The 16,008-nt window shown below is 59.0% G+C and carries 16 protein-coding genes; 9 read left to right on the top strand and 7 right to left on the bottom strand.

The window, feature by feature from the left end; genetic code table 11:
• Positions 1 to 385: 385 nt before the first annotated feature.
• Genes minC through minE form a run of 3 tightly spaced genes read left to right on the top strand, consistent with a single transcriptional unit; the run spans position 386 to position 2,229 of the window.
• Positions 386 to 1,129 (top strand): septum site-determining protein MinC, encoded by a 744-nt coding sequence (gene minC / locus ACFPWW_RS15985; protein ID WP_112703540.1) that lies wholly within the window; start codon positions 386 to 388, stop codon positions 1,127 to 1,129.
• 30 nt (positions 1,130 to 1,159) lie between these two features.
• A complete protein-coding gene (gene minD / locus ACFPWW_RS15980) occupies positions 1,160 to 1,975 on the top strand; it encodes a septum site-determining protein MinD (RefSeq protein WP_112572947.1) in 816 nt (271 codons plus the stop codon).
• On the top strand, positions 1,972 to 2,229 hold the full coding sequence (gene minE, locus ACFPWW_RS15975) for a cell division topological specificity factor MinE (RefSeq protein ID WP_112572949.1): 258 nt from the start codon (positions 1,972 to 1,974) through the stop codon (positions 2,227 to 2,229). Before minD ends, minE begins: the two co-directional genes overlap by 4 nt.
• A gap of 85 nt (positions 2,230 to 2,314) precedes the next feature.
• Here minE and ACFPWW_RS15970 read toward each other — a convergent pair whose 3' ends face one another.
• From ACFPWW_RS15970 to ACFPWW_RS15945, 6 genes are all read right to left on the bottom strand, one after another.
• Complete coding sequence (locus ACFPWW_RS15970) at positions 2,315 to 3,202, bottom strand: MurR/RpiR family transcriptional regulator (RefSeq protein WP_112703541.1); 888 nt, start codon at positions 3,200 to 3,202, stop codon at positions 2,315 to 2,317.
• A gap of 48 nt (positions 3,203 to 3,250) precedes the next feature.
• Positions 3,251 to 4,297 (bottom strand): ABC transporter ATP-binding protein, encoded by a 1,047-nt coding sequence (locus ACFPWW_RS15965; RefSeq protein ID WP_377312469.1) that lies wholly within the window; start codon positions 4,295 to 4,297, stop codon positions 3,251 to 3,253.
• Positions 4,294 to 5,043, bottom strand: a complete 750-nt coding sequence (locus ACFPWW_RS15960; protein ID WP_112703543.1) for a glycerophosphodiester phosphodiesterase family protein — start codon at positions 5,041 to 5,043, stop codon at positions 4,294 to 4,296. Before ACFPWW_RS15960 ends, ACFPWW_RS15965 begins: the two co-directional genes overlap by 4 nt.
• A 24-nt stretch (positions 5,044 to 5,067) precedes the next feature.
• Positions 5,068 to 5,877 carry a carbohydrate ABC transporter permease gene (locus tag ACFPWW_RS15955; RefSeq protein WP_377312467.1) on the bottom strand — a complete coding sequence of 270 codons (810 nt, stop codon included), beginning with the start codon at positions 5,875 to 5,877 and terminating at the stop codon, positions 5,068 to 5,070.
• The gene (locus ACFPWW_RS15950) at positions 5,867 to 6,736 is read right to left on the bottom strand and encodes a carbohydrate ABC transporter permease (protein WP_112703544.1); all 870 of its coding nucleotides are present in this window, start codon (positions 6,734 to 6,736) and stop codon (positions 5,867 to 5,869) included. Before ACFPWW_RS15950 ends, ACFPWW_RS15955 begins: the two co-directional genes overlap by 11 nt.
• 62 nt (positions 6,737 to 6,798) lie before the next feature.
• On the bottom strand, positions 6,799 to 8,058 hold the full coding sequence (locus ACFPWW_RS15945; RefSeq protein WP_377312466.1) for an ABC transporter substrate-binding protein: 1,260 nt from the start codon (positions 8,056 to 8,058) through the stop codon (positions 6,799 to 6,801).
• A gap of 324 nt (positions 8,059 to 8,382) precedes the next feature.
• Between ACFPWW_RS15945 and ACFPWW_RS15940 the strand changes: the two genes are divergently transcribed.
• The 3 genes from ACFPWW_RS15940 to ACFPWW_RS15930 all read left to right on the top strand — a co-directional run bounded on the left by ACFPWW_RS15940 (position 8,383) and on the right by ACFPWW_RS15930 (position 12,611).
• Positions 8,383 to 10,155 (top strand): type I secretion system permease/ATPase, encoded by a 1,773-nt coding sequence (locus ACFPWW_RS15940; RefSeq protein ID WP_377312464.1) that lies wholly within the window; start codon positions 8,383 to 8,385, stop codon positions 10,153 to 10,155.
• A gap of 10 nt (positions 10,156 to 10,165) precedes the next feature.
• Positions 10,166 to 11,470, top strand: a complete 1,305-nt coding sequence (locus ACFPWW_RS15935; RefSeq protein WP_377312462.1) for an HlyD family type I secretion periplasmic adaptor subunit — start codon at positions 10,166 to 10,168, stop codon at positions 11,468 to 11,470.
• A 178-nt stretch (positions 11,471 to 11,648) separates the two neighbouring features.
• Positions 11,649 to 12,611 carry a rhizobiocin gene (locus tag ACFPWW_RS15930; protein ID WP_377312460.1) on the top strand — a complete coding sequence of 321 codons (963 nt, stop codon included), beginning with the start codon at positions 11,649 to 11,651 and terminating at the stop codon, positions 12,609 to 12,611.
• A gap of 71 nt (positions 12,612 to 12,682) precedes the next feature.
• Here ACFPWW_RS15930 and ACFPWW_RS15925 read toward each other — a convergent pair whose 3' ends face one another.
• Positions 12,683 to 13,726 carry a substrate-binding domain-containing protein gene (locus ACFPWW_RS15925; protein ID WP_377312459.1) on the bottom strand — a complete coding sequence of 348 codons (1,044 nt, stop codon included), beginning with the start codon at positions 13,724 to 13,726 and terminating at the stop codon, positions 12,683 to 12,685.
• On the opposite strand from ACFPWW_RS15925, the gene ACFPWW_RS15920 reads away from it, so the two are divergent.
• The 3 genes from ACFPWW_RS15920 to ACFPWW_RS15910 all read left to right on the top strand — a co-directional run bounded on the left by ACFPWW_RS15920 (position 13,727) and on the right by ACFPWW_RS15910 (position 15,962).
• Positions 13,727 to 13,951 carry a hypothetical protein gene (locus ACFPWW_RS15920; protein ID WP_377312458.1) on the top strand — a complete coding sequence of 75 codons (225 nt, stop codon included), beginning with the start codon at positions 13,727 to 13,729 and terminating at the stop codon, positions 13,949 to 13,951. It abuts the gene before it with no gap.
• A gap of 62 nt (positions 13,952 to 14,013) precedes the next feature.
• Positions 14,014 to 15,048, top strand: a complete 1,035-nt coding sequence (locus ACFPWW_RS15915; protein ID WP_377312457.1) for a Gfo/Idh/MocA family protein — start codon at positions 14,014 to 14,016, stop codon at positions 15,046 to 15,048.
• An 11-nt stretch (positions 15,049 to 15,059) separates the two neighbouring features.
• Entirely contained in the window at positions 15,060 to 15,962 is a 903-nt protein-coding gene (locus ACFPWW_RS15910) for a sugar phosphate isomerase/epimerase family protein (RefSeq protein ID WP_112569955.1), read from the top strand.
• The last annotated feature ends 46 nt before the right edge of the window (positions 15,963 to 16,008 follow it).

Below are 16,008 nucleotides of genomic sequence, written 5' to 3'. Positions count from 1 at the left end.
AGGCTTGCCTGCACCTTGAGCGTCTGTATCGAGCGAAATGAGAGTGCGAGATTGGCCTCTCGCTCGGAATTTTCAAACTCTTCCCCAGTTGGGCAGCGGGCCGTCCCAGGGCCGACGTGAAGCGCTTCCTCGATTCCCGATCTCGAATCGTGTGCAGCTCAGACAGTTATAACGCGGCAGGGCTGACGCTCGCGGCGATTCGTGCGCGTGCTTTTCCGGCCGCCGAAGTGTCAGATTGGACGAGTGCGAGCAATCTGGCTGAGCTGATCGCCTGATCTGGCTGCGCCGTCCGGGTGATTTCTTGACAGCTTTGGCTTGCTGTTAACGATTTGTTAACCATGAAGCAGCTAAAGCTTTTAAATCGAAATTAACCAAGTTTACTAACGTGTTAACCGACGCACGCTCCATTCGCATCAAGGGTCGATCGTTTCTTGCGGTCGTACTCACGCCCGATCTGCCGTTCGACGATTGGCTTGTACGTCTCGACGACCTTGCTGCGCGATCGGCTGGCTTTTTCCTCGGAAGGCCGGTTGTTCTGGATGTCAGTGAACTCGCGCTGGATCGTGCCGCCCTCAAGGGAATGGTTGCAGCTCTCGGCGAGCGCGGCGTCAGGGTGATGGGTATTGAAGGCGCGCGACCATCGCAGCTCGATGCTAGCATGCCGCCGGGCATGGTTGGCGGGCGACCGGCTGCTGACGTTGAGATGCCCGCAGCTGGCGCGCAGGCCGAAGTACAAAGGCCGAACAAGGCGCAGCCAGCCGACGTGCGGGAAGTCGTTGCGCCGGTTGTTCGTGCGGCTCCGTCCTCGCTCGTGCTGCAGGAACCGGTGCGCTCGGGCCAGTCCATCGTTTTCCCGGAAGGGGACGTAACGGTCATCGGATCCATCGCTTCGGGTGCCGAAGTTATCGCGGGTGGTTCGATCCACGTCTACGGCGCGCTTCGTGGACGGGCGCTTGCTGGATCGGTCGGTAATTCGGCAGCGCGAATTTTCTGCCGCAAGCTCGAAGCTGAGCTTCTGGCTATCGACGGGATATACAAGACCGCCGACGATCTGCCGGCGGAACTGCGTGGCCAACCCGCGCAATTATGGCTCGAGAACGATGCGATCATGGCGTCGCGACTGATTTAACAGGGTGAATGGTTTAAACAGGAGAGGGATATGGGAAAGGTCATTGTTGTAACCTCGGGTAAAGGTGGCGTTGGCAAGACAACCTCGACTGCGGCATTGGGGGCGGCGCTGGCGCAAAGGAACGAGAAGGTTGTCGTCGTCGATTTCGACGTCGGCCTCCGCAACCTCGATCTCGTCATGGGCGCGGAGCGAAGGGTCGTCTATGACATGATCAATGTCATTCAGGGTGATGCGAAGCTGACCCAGGCGCTGATCCGCGACAAGCGGCTGGAGACGTTGTTCCTCCTGCCGGCATCCCAGACGCGCGACAAGGATTGCCTCACGGCTGAAGGTGTCGAGCGCGTCATCAACGAACTCAAGAAGCACTTCGACTGGGTCATTTGCGACAGTCCTGCGGGCATCGAGCGCGGCGCAACGCTGGCGATGCGGCATGCCGACATCGCCGTCGTCGTGACCAACCCGGAAGTCTCCTCGGTACGCGATTCCGACCGCATCATCGGTCTTCTGGATGCCAAGACGGAAAAGGCGGAACGAGGCGAGCGCATTGAAAAGCACCTGCTTCTCACCCGCTACGACGTTACCCGCGCTGAGCGTGGCGACATGCTGAAGGTGGATGACGTGCTGGAGATCCTGTCGATCCCGCTGCTTGGCATCATTCCGGAAAGCATGGATGTGCTGCGTGCTTCCAATCTCGGCGCCCCGGTCACGCTTGCAGATCAGAACAGTGCCCCGGCAAAGGCCTATTTCGAAGCGGTTCGACGCCTCAACGGCGAGGTTCTCCCGGTCACGATCCCCGGCGAAAAGCGCGGCCTGTTCGACAAGATCTTCGGACGGAGGGCAGCATGAGCGTGTTCGATTTCTTCCAGAAGAAAAAAACTGCGCCGATCGCGCGCGAACGCCTGCAAGTGCTCCTGGCGCACGAACGCATGTCCCCCGGCTCGGATCTCGTGTCTCTTCTCAGGGAGGAGATTCTTGCGGTTATCGCCAAGCATGTCGAAATCGAAGGCGATCGCCTGCAGATAAGGATCGATCGCGGCGAGAACGTCTCGATTCTCGAAATCGACGTGGAGATCCCCGCCAAGGCCGCCCGGGCGGCCTGAAGTCCGAATAGATCTCTCCGGGAGGCTGAATGTCTCTCGGATGAGGCTCCTGGTCTTTGAACGATCGTGGAGGGCGGTTTTGCCGTTACAGGATCACCGGGGACAGGCCGCAATCCGCGCGGAAAGCCTTGAAAGCACTGAGGGCGCGTAGCGAGCGTCCATCGTCGATCGCGGCAAGGTCGAGAATGACGGCGTTGGCGATCGTCATGGGAACGACGAGCGACTGCGATTCGCCCGCTTCCCCGCGGGAGACCGAGATCTGCCGGTCGGGCGCGGGGTCGATGCGGGCGCTGAGAAGATCGGTCAGCGCCAGCGTTTTTGCGCCCCTTTCGGCGGCGATCTCCCTGATCTGATGAATGAGCGGCGAGGCTTTGCGGAAGGCAAGCAGCCAGACGACGTCGCCCGGCCCCAGGGTTGCCAGCGCCTCGGCGATCAGATGCATCTGGCTCGCGAGATCGACTGCCGGATAGCCCGAGCGGCTGAGCCTCAGCGCGATCAGCGAGGCGAGCGCGGCAGAATGGCCGCGCCCGAAGACGAAGACCCGCCGGCAATCACGAAGGATCTCCGAAAAGCCTCTGATATCGGCGTCGGCAACGGCGTTTCGCACCTGCTGGAGGGCGGCTATCTCGCTGTCGAGGACGGAGGAAAGCACGCCGCCATCTTCCGCTCGGACGAGTCGGGCGGCCATGCGGGCAGCCGGGCTTTCAAAGTCGCCGCCGCCTTCGATAAGGTTCGCCTGCAGGAATGTCCGGAATTCAGGATAACCCTTGAAGCCGAGGCGGCGCGCCAACCGTACGGCTGAGGCGGGGTGCACTCCGGCACGAAAGGAGACGGCCTTGCCGTTTTCCATCGCCGCGCGGATCGGGTCCTGCATCATCACGTCGAGAAGGCGAGTATCGGCCTCCGTGAGCTTGGTCGAATTGCGACTGATGAGATCGCCGAGAAGTTGCGGAATTTCGTTCTGTCTTTCCATTGCGTCACTTCTTGCGGGGCACTTTTCTTCAACCGCGGCCAGGGGCGTCTAGATATCACGATCCTCGGCTGAAAGATCGACGCGCTTCCCGCTTTGGTTATCGAAAAACACGGCGCGGTCAAGGTCGCACATGACCCAGAAGTTGTCCGCATGCCGCGGCACGTCCTTGCGCGGGCTGGTCAGCGTGATGCGTCCAGCCGGACTGTCACAATGCAGAATAATATCAGAACCCGTCATCTCCGACAGCATGAGCCGGGCGGGCAGGGCAGGCTCGCGCGGCTCGGTGGCGCTGATTGCCATGGACTCGGGCCTCAGTCCCGCCGTCAGCCCGTTCCGGCCCTGCCAGCCGGGGATATGTTCGACAGGCAGGAAATTCATTGCGGGAACGCCCAGAAAGCCCGCGACAAAGCGGTTCTGCGGCGCGTCATAAATGGCTTCGGGTGTGTCGAACTGCAGGAGATCGCCGTCCTTCATCACAGCAATCCTGTCGGCCAGCGAGAGCGCCTCGGTCTGGTCATGCGTGACATAGACGATGGTGGCACCAAGCTGGCGATGCAACTCCTTGATCTCAGTGCGCATGGCAACGCGCAGCGCATTGTCGAGGTTCGACAGTGGCTCGTCCATCAGGAAGATGGAACTGTTGCGCGCCATTGCGCGACCCATCGCCACGCGCTGACGCTGGCCGCCGGAAAGCGCACCCGGCTTGCGATCGAGATAGGCCTCGAGCTGGAGCGTCGCGGCAACGCTTTCGGCGCGAGCATTGCGCTCGGCTTTCGGCATGCCCCGCAATTCCAGGCCGAAGGCGATGTTCTGGCGCACCGTCATGTGCGGATAGAGCGCGTAGTTCTGGAAGATCATGGCGATGTCGCGGTCCTGCGGAGCAAGATCGTTGGCACGCCGGCCACCGATTTCGATATCGCCCTCTTCCCAGCGCTCAAGCCCTGCAACGAGGCGCAAGAGGGTGGACTTGCCGCAGCCGGACGGGCCGACGATGACAACGAATTCACCTGACCTGATATCCATGGAGACGCCGTGCAGGACTTCCGGCCCGCCGGGATAGGATTTTCTGATGTTCCGAAGAGTGATCCCGCTCATAGTTCTGCCTCAGCCCGGAAACGGTTGCGAATGGCGATGGCGAGACTGGGCCGGTCCGTCGTGAAGACCTTTACGCCGAGCGCCAGCAGCTTTTCGATCTGCCGGGCCGAATGCGCGGCCCAGCAGCCGAAATCGAGCCCGGCGGCTTCGACCTCAGCCATCAACACGGAATCCGCCGTATCCACATGCACGCCAATTTCCGGGATGCCGCGGGACTTTGCGAGCTCGATCACGGCAGCAGGTCCGAGCTGGCGCAATACGGGCGGGCTGACGAGCCAGAGTCTCGGCCGGCTGGTGGCGGCCGAAAGCGCGTTTTGCGATTCCACCAGAAAAGAGGAAAAGGTCGTCCTTTCGAGCATGCCGTGGCGGGCGAGGGTCTCGACGACGCGCGGCACGAAATTTTCGTAGGGCCGGCCATCGACCCCCGGCTTGATCTCGCAGCGAAAATCGACCGCGCTATCGGCATAGATCGCACAGAGTTCGGTCAGCGAGATCGGATGCGCGCCGGCACCGTAGTTGATGACGGCGGCGCGAACCTCCGCCTCGCTCATGGCGGCGATCGCGCCGCTGCGGTCCGTCGTGCCGTCAAGTGTTGCGTCGTGATGGACAATGATCGCGCCGTCAGCTGTCGGATGGACGTCGAATTCCACTTCTTCGAGGGGCATATTTGCCGTTGCAGCAAAACCTTGCGGCGTGCTGTCGCCATATTCCAGGGTGCCGCCGCGGTGCGAAGCGATGCGTGTCATTCTATATCTGTCCTTCTTCATGATTTATTTGACCGCGCCAAGGGTGATGCCGCGCACGAGATGGCGTTCGACGAGCAGGAATCCGAGCAGCACGGGCAACATGCTGAGAGTGCAGGCTGCCATGACGAGCGGCCAATCGACGAGGCCTTCGCCGGGGTTTATGCGATAGAGGCGGGCAAGGCCGATCTGCAGCGTGTAGAGGTCTTCCTTGCCGACGGCGACAAGCGGCCAGATGTAGTTGTTCCATTCCGTGATGAAGATGTAGAGACCCATCGAGAAGATTGCGGGTCTTGCGATCGGCACGATCACCCGCCAGAGCACCTGCAGCGGTGTCGCGCCGTCCATATAGGCAGCCTCGTCCAGTGCCTTTGGAATGCCCTTGATATATTGACGCAGGAAAAACGCGGCAAAGCCGTTCGATATCGCGGGCAGGATGAGGCCGGCATAGGTGTCGAGCAAGCCAGCCTTGGCAAGCGTCAGATAATTTGGGATCAGGCTGATATGGCTGGGAATCATCAGCGTGGCGACAGTGGCGCCGAAAAGCAGGTTGCCGCCCCGAAACCGGTAGCGCGCGAAAGCGAATGCGGCCATGGTCGCAACGGTGATACCGAGCAGCGTGACGAGACCGGACACGATGATGCTGTTGAGAAGATAGCGGGCGAAATTGTATTCGGCGACAGCACGGACGTAGTTGTCCAGCGTGAATTCGTATCTGCCGGTATAATAGGACTGCGCCGTCTCGAAGGACATCCAGATGGAATAGAGCACCGGTGAAAGGAAGATCAGGCCGGCGGCAAGCGTAAGCCCGGTCACGACGGGGTTTTCAAGCTTCATAATGGACCCTCCGGCCGATGACGAAGGATTTGATCAGCGCCAGTACGATCAGGAAGATGAAGAGCAGGACGGCGAGCGCCGAGCCTCTGCCGATATCGAAAAGGGTAAAACCGACACGATAGAGCAGGTTGACCAGCATGTCGGTCGCGCCTGCAGGCCCGCCATGGGTCATGATGTTGACGATGGTGAACACCTGGAAGGCTTCGATGACGGAAATCACGAGCAGGAAATAGGTGGTCGGCATGACGAGCGGCACGGTGACCCGGCGGAACACATGGAAACGCCGGCCGCCATCGACGGCGGCGGCATCATAGAGTTCCTGCGGCACGGCCTGCAGGCCGGCAATATAGATGACGATATCGTAGCCGAGTTGCTTCCACGTATTGACGACAATCAACACCCAGAGCGCAAGCTGCGGATCTTGCAGCCATTGCACCTTGCCGAGGCCAAGCGAGGTCAACGCCGCATTGACCATGCCGTAATCGGTAGCGAAGACCCAGGAGAAGACGACGGCGATCGAGACGGTGGAGGTGACGGAGGGAAGAAACAGCGCGCCGCGCAGCAGCCGCGAAGGCAAGGTTTCGCGGACCAGATAACTTGCGACGGCGAGCGCCAGCGCCAGCCGGATCGGTACTGAGATCAGCGCAAAGACGGCCGTGACCTGCAGCGAGTTCCAGAAATCGCGGGAATTCAGCAACAGCCGGTAATTGTCGAAACCGACGAATGGCATGGTTGGCGACAGGAAGTCCCAGTGCCGGAAGCTGAGGTTCACGCTGGTAACGACCGGAATATAGGTGAAGACCGTGATGAAGATCATCAGCGGTGCAACGAGAAGATAGGGTGTGAGTTTGCGCAGCATGGGACCGAAACGGTTGAGCCGACGGGCCGGTTAAGGCCCGCCGTCCCGCTGAAGGGAGAGGTTCAGTTGCTGGAGCGCTTGGCTTCCTCGCGCGTCTGCGCGGCGAAGTCCTTCATCGTTTTCGTGACGTCGCGCTGGCCGAGAGCCATGGCTTCCCACATCTTGTACTCGGTCGTGCGCATCCAGGTGACGACGGGCGGACGGGCACGGCCATGGGCGAAATCGAGCTGCTTGATGGCAACGTCGATACCCTGCTTCTTGGCAAGCGCTTCAGCGGCGACCGGCTGGGCAGCGCTCTTCTTGTTGATCGGCAGATAGCCGGTTGCGGCAAACCAGATCGCATTGGCTTCCGGCGAGGCCGCGTAGCTGATGAACTTGTAGGCGGCATCCTGGACGTCCTTCGGTGACGTCGAGAGAATGCCGATACCAGCGCCGCCGATCGGAACCGAGCAGACCTTGTTACAGGGCATCGGACGGACTTCGAGCTTGTCACCGAGCGCCTTCTTGGCGCCGCCGTAATCGCCCGTCGAGTTGAGCGAGATGCCGACCTTGCCGGCATAGAAAGCGTCGCGGCCGACATCCTCATCGGTAACGCCGTCGGGGGAGGCAACCTTCTGGTCGTGAACGAGCGACGCCATCCACTGATAGGCCTGGATTGTGTTCGGCGAGTCGAGCAGGATATCGTTGGTCTTGGAATCGATCAGCTCGCTGTCATTGGACATGACAAGACCCCAGCGGGCGAACTGACCGGGAGCGGCAATGCCGGTGATGCCTTCCGAGCCGAGCTTTTCGGTGATTGTCTTCGAAACAGCAAGAATATCTGCGAAAGTCTTCAGCGACGGTTCCGTCGTGAAGCCGGCGCGCGCCAGAATGTCCTTGTTGTAGTAGAGGACCGGCGTGGAGGAATTGAACGGGACGATATAGTTCTTGCCGTTGTAGACGCCGACTTCACGTGCGTAGTCGTAAAGGTCGTCCTTCAGCGGGTCGGCATTGAAATAGGGCGTGAGGTCGATCAGTGCGCCGCGGTCGGCAAAGAGGCCGTAGCGGGTGACTTCCATGATGACGGCGTCGGGCGCACGCTTGGCAGGAATGGCCGCCTGCAGCTTGGCGACGATATCGTTATAATCACCGACAAACTCGCCTTCGATATGGATGCCGGGATTGGCCGCTTCGAAATTGGCGATGATCTTGTTCAGTGCGTCGCCGGAGGATTTGCTGAAGCTGTGCCAGAATTTCACCGTCGTATCGGCATGCGCCGAACCGACCATGAACATCAGGGCGACAACGCTGGCTGCAAGCGTATTCTGCAATTTAACTGACATAATTTTCTCCTCTGCAAAAAAAATTGCATTCCGTTGCGGCGACGATTAGCGGGAAGAGGAGACAGTTTCTTGAAGGCCGTGTGAAATTTTGGTGACGGAAGGCTGCCAAGGACAACCTGAAGGTATTCTTTCTGTAGAGTTGCACGCCTCGGGGTATGCGATTTGAGAAGAGCCACCAGCGGATTGTCAGCAACCAGGCAGCATAAGTTGCATATGTCAGTAATTTCATTGCCGAAAAGCGTAGTAATAATTGTATTTCAACCGTGGAGACACCAAAAATGGTGCGCCGTAACTTCACGCATTGATTGATCTATCCATCAGAATATGCTTGATGACGTTCGTCTTAGTAAACAAATCGATAGTGAAGTGTCTCTGTCTAGAACATGGCATGCGTTCCTTGCTGTTGCGGTTGCAAGCGGGTTTATTAACCTGCTGCATTTGACCGGCTCCTTATTCATGCTCGAAGTTTACGATCGCATTCTGCCGAGCAAGAGTATCCCATCCCTGATTGCTCTATGTGTGCTTGTTCTCCTGCTTTACGGCTTCCAGATAGGGTTCGATGTGGTTCGCGGTCAGATGCTGACGCGGGTGGCCGACATTCTGGATCAGCAGCTGGAAGGGCGTATGTACAAGGCTCTTCTCAAGATGCCCTTTTCTGGAGAGGTCAGGGGCGATGGTTTGCAGGCTCTTTCCGACCTCGACCAGATTCGCGGATTTCTTTCGAGCAACGGTCCCAACGCGCTGTTTGATTTTCCGTGGCTGCCGTTTTACCTGCTTATTTGCTTCATGCTTCATCCTTGGATTGGCGTCAGCGTCCTGATCGGCGCGGCTGTCCTCGTTGTCATTGCGTTGCTGACAAACTGGTCCACAGCGACATTGAACGAGAAGGCGGCGAACGCCCGCGGCCAGCGCAACATGTTTGCAAGCGGCAGCGTCCGGAATGCCGAAGCCATCCAGGCCATGGGCATGTCGGGCACGATGATGGCCATATGGCGACGCCTTCACGGCGAATACAAGAACCAGAGCCGGCGCGGCGCCGATATCATTGGTGCCTACGGTGCAGCATCGCGTGCGGCTCGGATGATCATTCAGTCTGGCGTCATGGCTGTCGGTGCGGTTTTGGTGGTCAGCGGGGATGCCACGGCGGGCAGCATCATCGCCGGATCGATCCTGTCGGCGAAAGCGCTTGCACCAGTGGAACAGGCGATCGGCAACTGGCGCAGCTTCACCTCTGCCCGACAGGGCTGGAGTAGACTTCAGAAATTCTTTGAGATCGCGCCGGAGACAGAGAAGGCCCTTTCACTGCCCCGACCGGCCTTCACATTCTCCGTTGAGAATCTCACCGGAGCTCCGCCCGGCGGGTCTACAATCACCCTGGCTGACGTTTCCTTCGAGCTTCAGGCGGGAAATGCGCTTGGCGTTATCGGCCCGAGCGCATCGGGCAAGTCCACGCTTGCGCGGCTTATCGTCGGCGCCTGGCCGATACGTTATGGCAAGGTGCGGTTCGACGGCGCGAATCTCGACCAGTGGGACATGGACGAACTCGGACAGCATCTCGGTTATCTGCCGCAAACAGTCGAGCTGATGGCCGGCACGGTTGCGCAGAATATCGCCCGGTTTCAACCTGATGCCACTCCCGCCTCCATCATCGATGCGGCGAAAGCGGCGAACGTTCATGATCTTATTCTGAACCTGCCGGAAGGCTACAAGACCAAGGTCGGACCTAACGGCGATGCTCTGTCGGCCGGCCAGAGACAGCGCATCGCCCTGGCTCGTGCGCTTTATGGTGAACCTTTCCTTGTCATACTGGACGAGCCCAATTCGAACCTGGATGCGGAAGGTGAAAACGCCCTCAGCGGCGCGATCGCCAATGTCAGGGCGCGGGGCGGCATTGTGATCGTCATCGCGCATCGGCCGAGCGCGCTTTCGAATGTGGATCTTGTTGCGGTCATCGCCGCCGGCAGACTGCAGCGATTCGGCACGAAGGAAGAGATCTTCGGGCAGGTCCTGCGCCAGAATATCCGACCGGTCACGTCAGACCATCAGCCGCGGGTAATCGAAGACGCCGGATCGTCGGCGGCCGCCAAGGATATGTGATGGGGCTGCCATGCGTTTGCGAAATCTAGCAGAATTGCCGCTTGCCAGACACATTGCCGCTGTCGTCCTTTTGGCGTTCGGGCTCGTCGTCGGCATCTTCGGATGGGCGATGACGACTGAGCTTTCGAGCGCGGTCATCGCGTCCGGGCGCGTTATCGTCGAAGGCAATACAAAGAAGATACAGCACCTGGCAGGCGGGATTGTCAGCGAAATCGACGTGAAGGAAGGCGACAGGGTCGATGCGGATCAGGTGCTTGTCCGGCTCAATGGAACCGTCGTACAAGCCAACCTCTCCATCGCTGAAAATACGCTCGCACAACTCTATGCGCGCCGCGCCAGGCTGCAGGCCGAGGCATCGCACGCATCCGAGCTAACGGTCCCCGAGAAATTGTCCGAGCTTACCACGTCCAAATCGGCCGCGACCCTGGTTGCAAGCGAACAGAACCTGTTTGTCAGCCGCAAGAACGCGCTCGAGGGCATGAAGAGGCAGGTCGCAACACGCAAACAGCAGTTGACGGACGAAGTCGACGGTCTGACGGTTCAGATCGACGCGATACGCGATCAGGTCGAGCTTGTCGATCAGGACCTTGAGAAGGTTAATACGCTCTATCAAAAGGGCCTGACGACGCAACAGCGGCTGAATGACTATAAGCGCCGCAAGTCTGAACTCGAAGGGCAGATGGGCCAGGGCATTGCCGCTCGTGCACAGACCGAGGGCAAAATCGGCGAGCTTGATCTGCAGCTTCTGCAACTTGACGAAGACAGGCAGTCGGAGGTCTCCAAGGATCTGACCTCCGTCGAGGCCAGTATCGCCGAGTATGAGGAACGGCTGGCCGCCACGAAGGACCAACTCGCCCGCCTGGAGATTCGCGCACCGATTGCCGGCCGAATCTATCAGCTCGGCGTCCACAACATCAACGCAGTGGTCCAGCCGGGTGAGGTCCTGATGCTCATCGTCCCAGAGCATGACGAACTGCAGGTTGAGGCAACCATCACGCCGAAGGACATTGATCAGATCTACAAGGGGCAGCCGGTCGACATTCGCTTTACCGCATTCAACCAGACAACGACGCCCGACATTGCAGGGCGAGTTTCCGTCATCTCGCCCGACCTTCAGACGGACCCGCGCACGGGAGCGGCCTTTTATACGCTGCGGATAACGCCTGACTTGGCCAAGTCGAAGAATCTGTCCGAAGGCTCCCTCTATCCGGGAATGCCCGCAGAAATATTTATCAAGATCGCAGACCGCACGGTAATATCGTATTTCACTAAGCCTTTCAAAGATAGGTTGCGTCTGGCGTTCAGAGAAGAATGATAATGAAAGGGATATTGTCCCAAAAAGGGTCCAACTAAATATCTCTTTCATCACTGTTACAGACTTGCCAAAATTTTATGCTTATCTATTAGTAAAGCTAGACGTTTGTCGCTGTTGAGTAGTGTATCGGGCGTCGCAACGAAAAAGCTTTATTCAAAGAAAGCAATGGAGAACATTCATGGCAGGTTTGACAGTCACGTTCGGTAACGGTGGTGCCTCCACCGTTTTCGATCTTCAGAGCATCGATGCCCAGAGCAACAGTGCGCTTGATAACAGCACCCAGAAGCAGGAAGTAACCGACGAAAACGGCTCCATTCTTCAATCCGGCTCCGTCAATGTGGGCGTAGCACCCGTCAGCGGTTCTGGCACGGGTGGCGAGGTCGCCGTCAACTTTGACGCCGACACCAATTCCTTCAACTTTGACGTTGTCGGCAAGTGGAATTCGGTCAAGAACGTTCTGGCCGTCTCCGACAGCGCGGAAAACGTCTATCTCAAGGATTTCGTTCAGGCTGACGTCCATCTCGGCGGCACGACTTCTTCGGCCGTCGAAATTCTCAACGTCAAGCGCGCGAACGTATCGACGGGCTCGGGCAACGACACTGTCACTATCTCCCTGCTGTCAAACGACAAGAACTGGGTAAATGCCGCTACCGTCGATACGGGCGCTGGCAACGACACGGTCACGATCAAGGCCGGCCAGAGCCTGAACGCTATCGGCGGCATCAGCGGCGCATCCGCCGTCAACGGTGGCAATGGTGTTACCGACGGCAGCAATTCGTCCGTCGTCATCAACGCCGGTGCCGGCGACGACACGATCGATCTGCACGGCGTCAACCTGAAGTCCTCGACCGTCACCGGCGGCACGGGCGTCGATCACATGATCGCCAGCGGCGGTGCGGATACGTTTGTATTCAAGCTTGGCGACATGGCCGCCTCGCTTGCGACGGACGTTATCGAAGGCTTCAATGCTGCCGTCGACAAGATCAAGGTTGAAGGCACGACCGCCGACGACTGGAGCGTCTCGCATTTTCTGGGCGACACCGTCATTTCCTACACCGGCTCGACGGCAGGTCATGAAGGCGAATCAATTGTCTTGAAGGGCAATATCGCCTCGGACATTCATACCTGGTTCACCGTATAACGGTCTGACCAAGACCCGGAGACATGCCGCCACAGAGGCGGCATGTCTGCCTTATCGCCATTCAGCGCGATTTATTCGGCCGCCAGACTGAAAGCATCGCTCTCACCGGGAGCAAGCTCCAGCGGCCAGATACGGTTGCGGACATCGTTGCGATAGATCTCCGAATAGGCGGGCATGCTCGCAAGCAGGGTTTCGGCGAGTGCTGCGCCGAGGTCTGGCAGAGACATGCGGAAGCATGTCAGCGTCGGCTGCAGGAATCTGGCGCGGGGTTCCTCGCGGAAGCCGATGACGGCGAGATCGCGGCCGGGGACGACACCGGCTTCAACGAGGCGGCGGTAGAGGCCGATCGCCATCAGTTCGTAGATCAGGATGATCGCCGTCGGCCTGTTGTCGATCCGCAACAGTTCTTCGCCCGCCTGATAGCCGCCCTGTTCGCTGGATTTCACGCGGATCACCAGCTTCGGATCATACTTGATCCCATGTTTTTCCAGAGCCTTCCGATAGGCATCGACAAAGACATAACCGAGATTTATCTCGCCTGACGGCGCGGCGATCGCGATACGGCGATGGCCCTTGGCGACGAGCCGGTCCACGGCGCAGGTCGCGACACCTTCGAAATCAAGGTCGATCCAGGTGAAGTTGTTGCCGCCGGAAGAGCTGCGGCCGAGTGCGACGAAGGGAATCTTCGCCTTGATCAGCAGGTCGATGCGCTTGTCGATGCGTTGAGTTGCGGAGATGATCATGGCATCGACGACACGGCGCGCCACCATGCGCTTCAGATATTCGTAAGGGTCCTCGTCGCTAGGGCAGGGGAGCATGACGAGATCGAGTTTATGGCGCGACAACACGCTTTGGAGGCCGCCGGTGACGCCAAGGAAGAAGTTGTCGCTGTTTTCGACCGTCTCCTTGCTGGATTCGATCATCAGGCCGATGACGTTGGTCGTTCCCTGACGAAGGCTGCGGCCGGACTGATTGGCGACGTAGCCGAATTCTTCGGCGGCAGCCAGCACCCGCTTGCGTGTTTCCTCGTTGACATCGGCCTTGCCGTTCAGCGCGCGCGAAACCGTCCCGATCGAAATGTCGAGATGTTCTGCAAGCTGACGGATACCCTTCATATGAGCGATCTTTCTTCCGGTATGCGCGAGTATCGTACCTTATTGCCATGGGAAAACGTTTACGGAAAGCATTTGGGGCAGGGGAAAATGTATTTTTGCTCGATCCGAAAAAATCTTCTGCTGCATTGCCGAAGATTTTTGCCTAAGCGCCCGATCACATTGAGATTTTTCGCAGCATTTTGTCGAAAGGCGCTGGCATTGACAGCAGTAAACGTTTCCGCTTAGTATCGTAAACGTTTACGGAAGGCGTTTCGGGAGGATTCTGAAGCGCACCGCTGGAGGAAATCGTGAAATTGAATGCCGTTTTGTGCGGGTGCGGAGCTATGTCCAAAGGCTGGCTGCGTGCTATCAAGGAAACGCCTGATCTTGCCGAGGCAATCGAGGTTGTCGGTCTCGTTGACGTCAATCCGGCTGCCGCCGAGACGCTCGCCGCGGAATTCGGCTTGAGCGAGGCTCGCATCGGTGCCGATCTTGCCGCCGTCATCGCTGCAACCAAGGCAGACATCGTCTTTGACGTCGTCGTCCCGACGGCACGTTTTAATGTTGTGTCGACGGCCATGAAGGCCGGCTGCCACGTGCTGAGCGAAAAGCCGATGGCGACCTCGCTCGCGGAAGGTGCGGCACTGATCGATCTCGCGGCCGAAACCGGCAAGATCCATGCGATCATTCAGAACCGCCGCTTCATTTCCGGTGTACGCCGCATGCGCCGCCTTGTCGAAAGCGGAGCGATCGGCGAGCTGACCGGCATTCACTGCGATTTCTTCATTGCCCCGCATTTCGGCGGCTTCCGCGAAGAGATGGACAATGTCCTGCTGCTCGACATGGCGATCCATACGTTCGATGCCGCTCGTTATGTGGCGGACAAGAAGCCGCTCGCCGTCTACTGCGTCGAGCGCAATCCTAAAGGATCGTGGTATCGGCATGGCGCTTCGGCCAACGCGACTTTCGAATTCTCCGACGACGTGGTCTTCACCTATCGCGGCTCCTGGTGCGCCGAAGGTGAGCGCACGAGCTGGGAAAGCCAGTGGCGCATCGTCGGCTCGAAGGGAATGCTGACCTGGGATGGCGCCGATGGCTTCAAGGCAGCGGTTTCCGGCAATGAGCCGGGCCTGCTTCACGGTTTTTCGCCTGTCGAAGTTCCCGCGCCTGAACGCGAGGAAGAGACGCATGGCCATGCCAGCGTGATCGCAAGCTTCGTCGAGGCGATCCGCACCGGCAAGCGGCCGGAGACAGTCAGTTCCGACAATATAAGAAGCCTCGCCATGGTCTTCGGTGCGATCGAGAGCGCCAGGACCGGGCGTCGCGTTGAAATTTCAGCATAAGGATAGATGACGTGAGCAACCCCGCCAAAGCCATTCGCATCGGTACCATGGTCAGCGCCTCGAAGGGCGGCGCCGACAAGCGCATTGCCCAGATCGCCGATATGGGTTTCGAAAGCTTCGAGCCTTTCTTCTGGCAGACGACCAACGGCCAGGATCTCGCCGAACTCGGCAAGCGCAGTGTTGACGCCATCGGCGATCGCGACATTACCATTTCAACGCTCGGCATGTTCGGCAATCCGCTGGAGGAAACCGACATCGACCTGCAGACCCTGCAGGGCTGGAAAGATTGCATCGACAACGCCCACCATTTCGGCGCCACCTGTGTGGCGGGTTTCACCGGCCGCATCCGCAACAAGCCGCTGACCGACAGCCTGCCGCGCTACAAGCAGGTGTGGAGCGAGCTTGCCAAGCGTGCGGCCGACAAGGGCATCAGGATCGCCTTCGAAAATTGCGCCATGGACGGCAACTGGGCAACCGGCGACTGGAACATCGCCCATAATCCGGATGCCTGGGAACTCATCTTCAACGAAACGCCGGACGACAATATCGGCCTCGAATGGGAACCGTGCCATCAGATGGTCTACCTGATCGAGCCGTTGCCGCAGATCCGCAAATGGGCGAAGAAAATCTTCCATGTCCATGGCAAGGACGCGACCATCCGCTGGGACGTCATCAGGGAGCACGGTATTTTCGGCAAGGAGAAGTTCGTCTTCATGCGCACGCCGGGCTTCGGCGACAGCAATTGGACCGACATCATTTCCGAGCTGCGGCTCGCCGGCTGGTCCGGCTCTATCGACATCGAAGGCTGGCATGATCCAGTCTACCGCGATGCGCTGGAAATGACCGGCCAGGTCTACGCGCTCAACCATCTCAAACATGCCCGGGGCGGCGATTTCGTCGTGGATCCGGTCTGAGTGAATATGGCCGGCAGCGAGGACATGCCGGCCATTCCGAATGGAT

The organism is Rhizobium sp. GCM10022189 (genome assembly GCF_042656325.1).
Lineage (GTDB): Bacteria > Pseudomonadota > Alphaproteobacteria > Rhizobiales > Rhizobiaceae > Rhizobium.
The sequence above is the reverse complement of the archived record's forward strand: the minus strand, read 5'-3'. Positions and strand labels throughout refer to the sequence as shown.

Coding starts and splice junctions, on each gene's coding strand:
- ACFPWW_RS15955 (WP_377312467.1), bottom strand. CDS start 5,877: ATGAAGCTTGAAAACCCCGTCGTGACCGGGCTTACGCTTGCCGCCGGC.
- ACFPWW_RS15970 (WP_112703541.1), bottom strand. CDS start 3,202: ATGGAAAGACAGAACGAAATTCCGCAACTTCTCGGCGATCTCATCAGT.
- ACFPWW_RS15940 (WP_377312464.1), top strand. CDS start 8,383: ATGCTTGATGACGTTCGTCTTAGTAAACAAATCGATAGTGAAGTGTCT.
- ACFPWW_RS15935 (WP_377312462.1), top strand. CDS start 10,166: ATGCGTTTGCGAAATCTAGCAGAATTGCCGCTTGCCAGACACATTGCC.
- minD (WP_112572947.1), top strand. CDS start 1,160: ATGGGAAAGGTCATTGTTGTAACCTCGGGTAAAGGTGGCGTTGGCAAG.
- ACFPWW_RS15930 (WP_377312460.1), top strand. CDS start 11,649: ATGGCAGGTTTGACAGTCACGTTCGGTAACGGTGGTGCCTCCACCGTT.
- ACFPWW_RS15925 (WP_377312459.1), bottom strand. CDS start 13,726: ATGAAGGGTATCCGTCAGCTTGCAGAACATCTCGACATTTCGATCGGG.
- ACFPWW_RS15960 (WP_112703543.1), bottom strand. CDS start 5,043: ATGACACGCATCGCTTCGCACCGCGGCGGCACCCTGGAATATGGCGAC.
- ACFPWW_RS15950 (WP_112703544.1), bottom strand. CDS start 6,736: ATGCTGCGCAAACTCACACCCTATCTTCTCGTTGCACCGCTGATGATC.
- ACFPWW_RS15965 (WP_377312469.1), bottom strand. CDS start 4,297: ATGAGCGGGATCACTCTTCGGAACATCAGAAAATCCTATCCCGGCGGG.
- minE (WP_112572949.1), top strand. CDS start 1,972: ATGAGCGTGTTCGATTTCTTCCAGAAGAAAAAAACTGCGCCGATCGCG.
- ACFPWW_RS15920 (WP_377312458.1), top strand. CDS start 13,727: ATGAGCGATCTTTCTTCCGGTATGCGCGAGTATCGTACCTTATTGCCA.
- ACFPWW_RS15945 (WP_377312466.1), bottom strand. CDS start 8,058: ATGTCAGTTAAATTGCAGAATACGCTTGCAGCCAGCGTTGTCGCCCTG.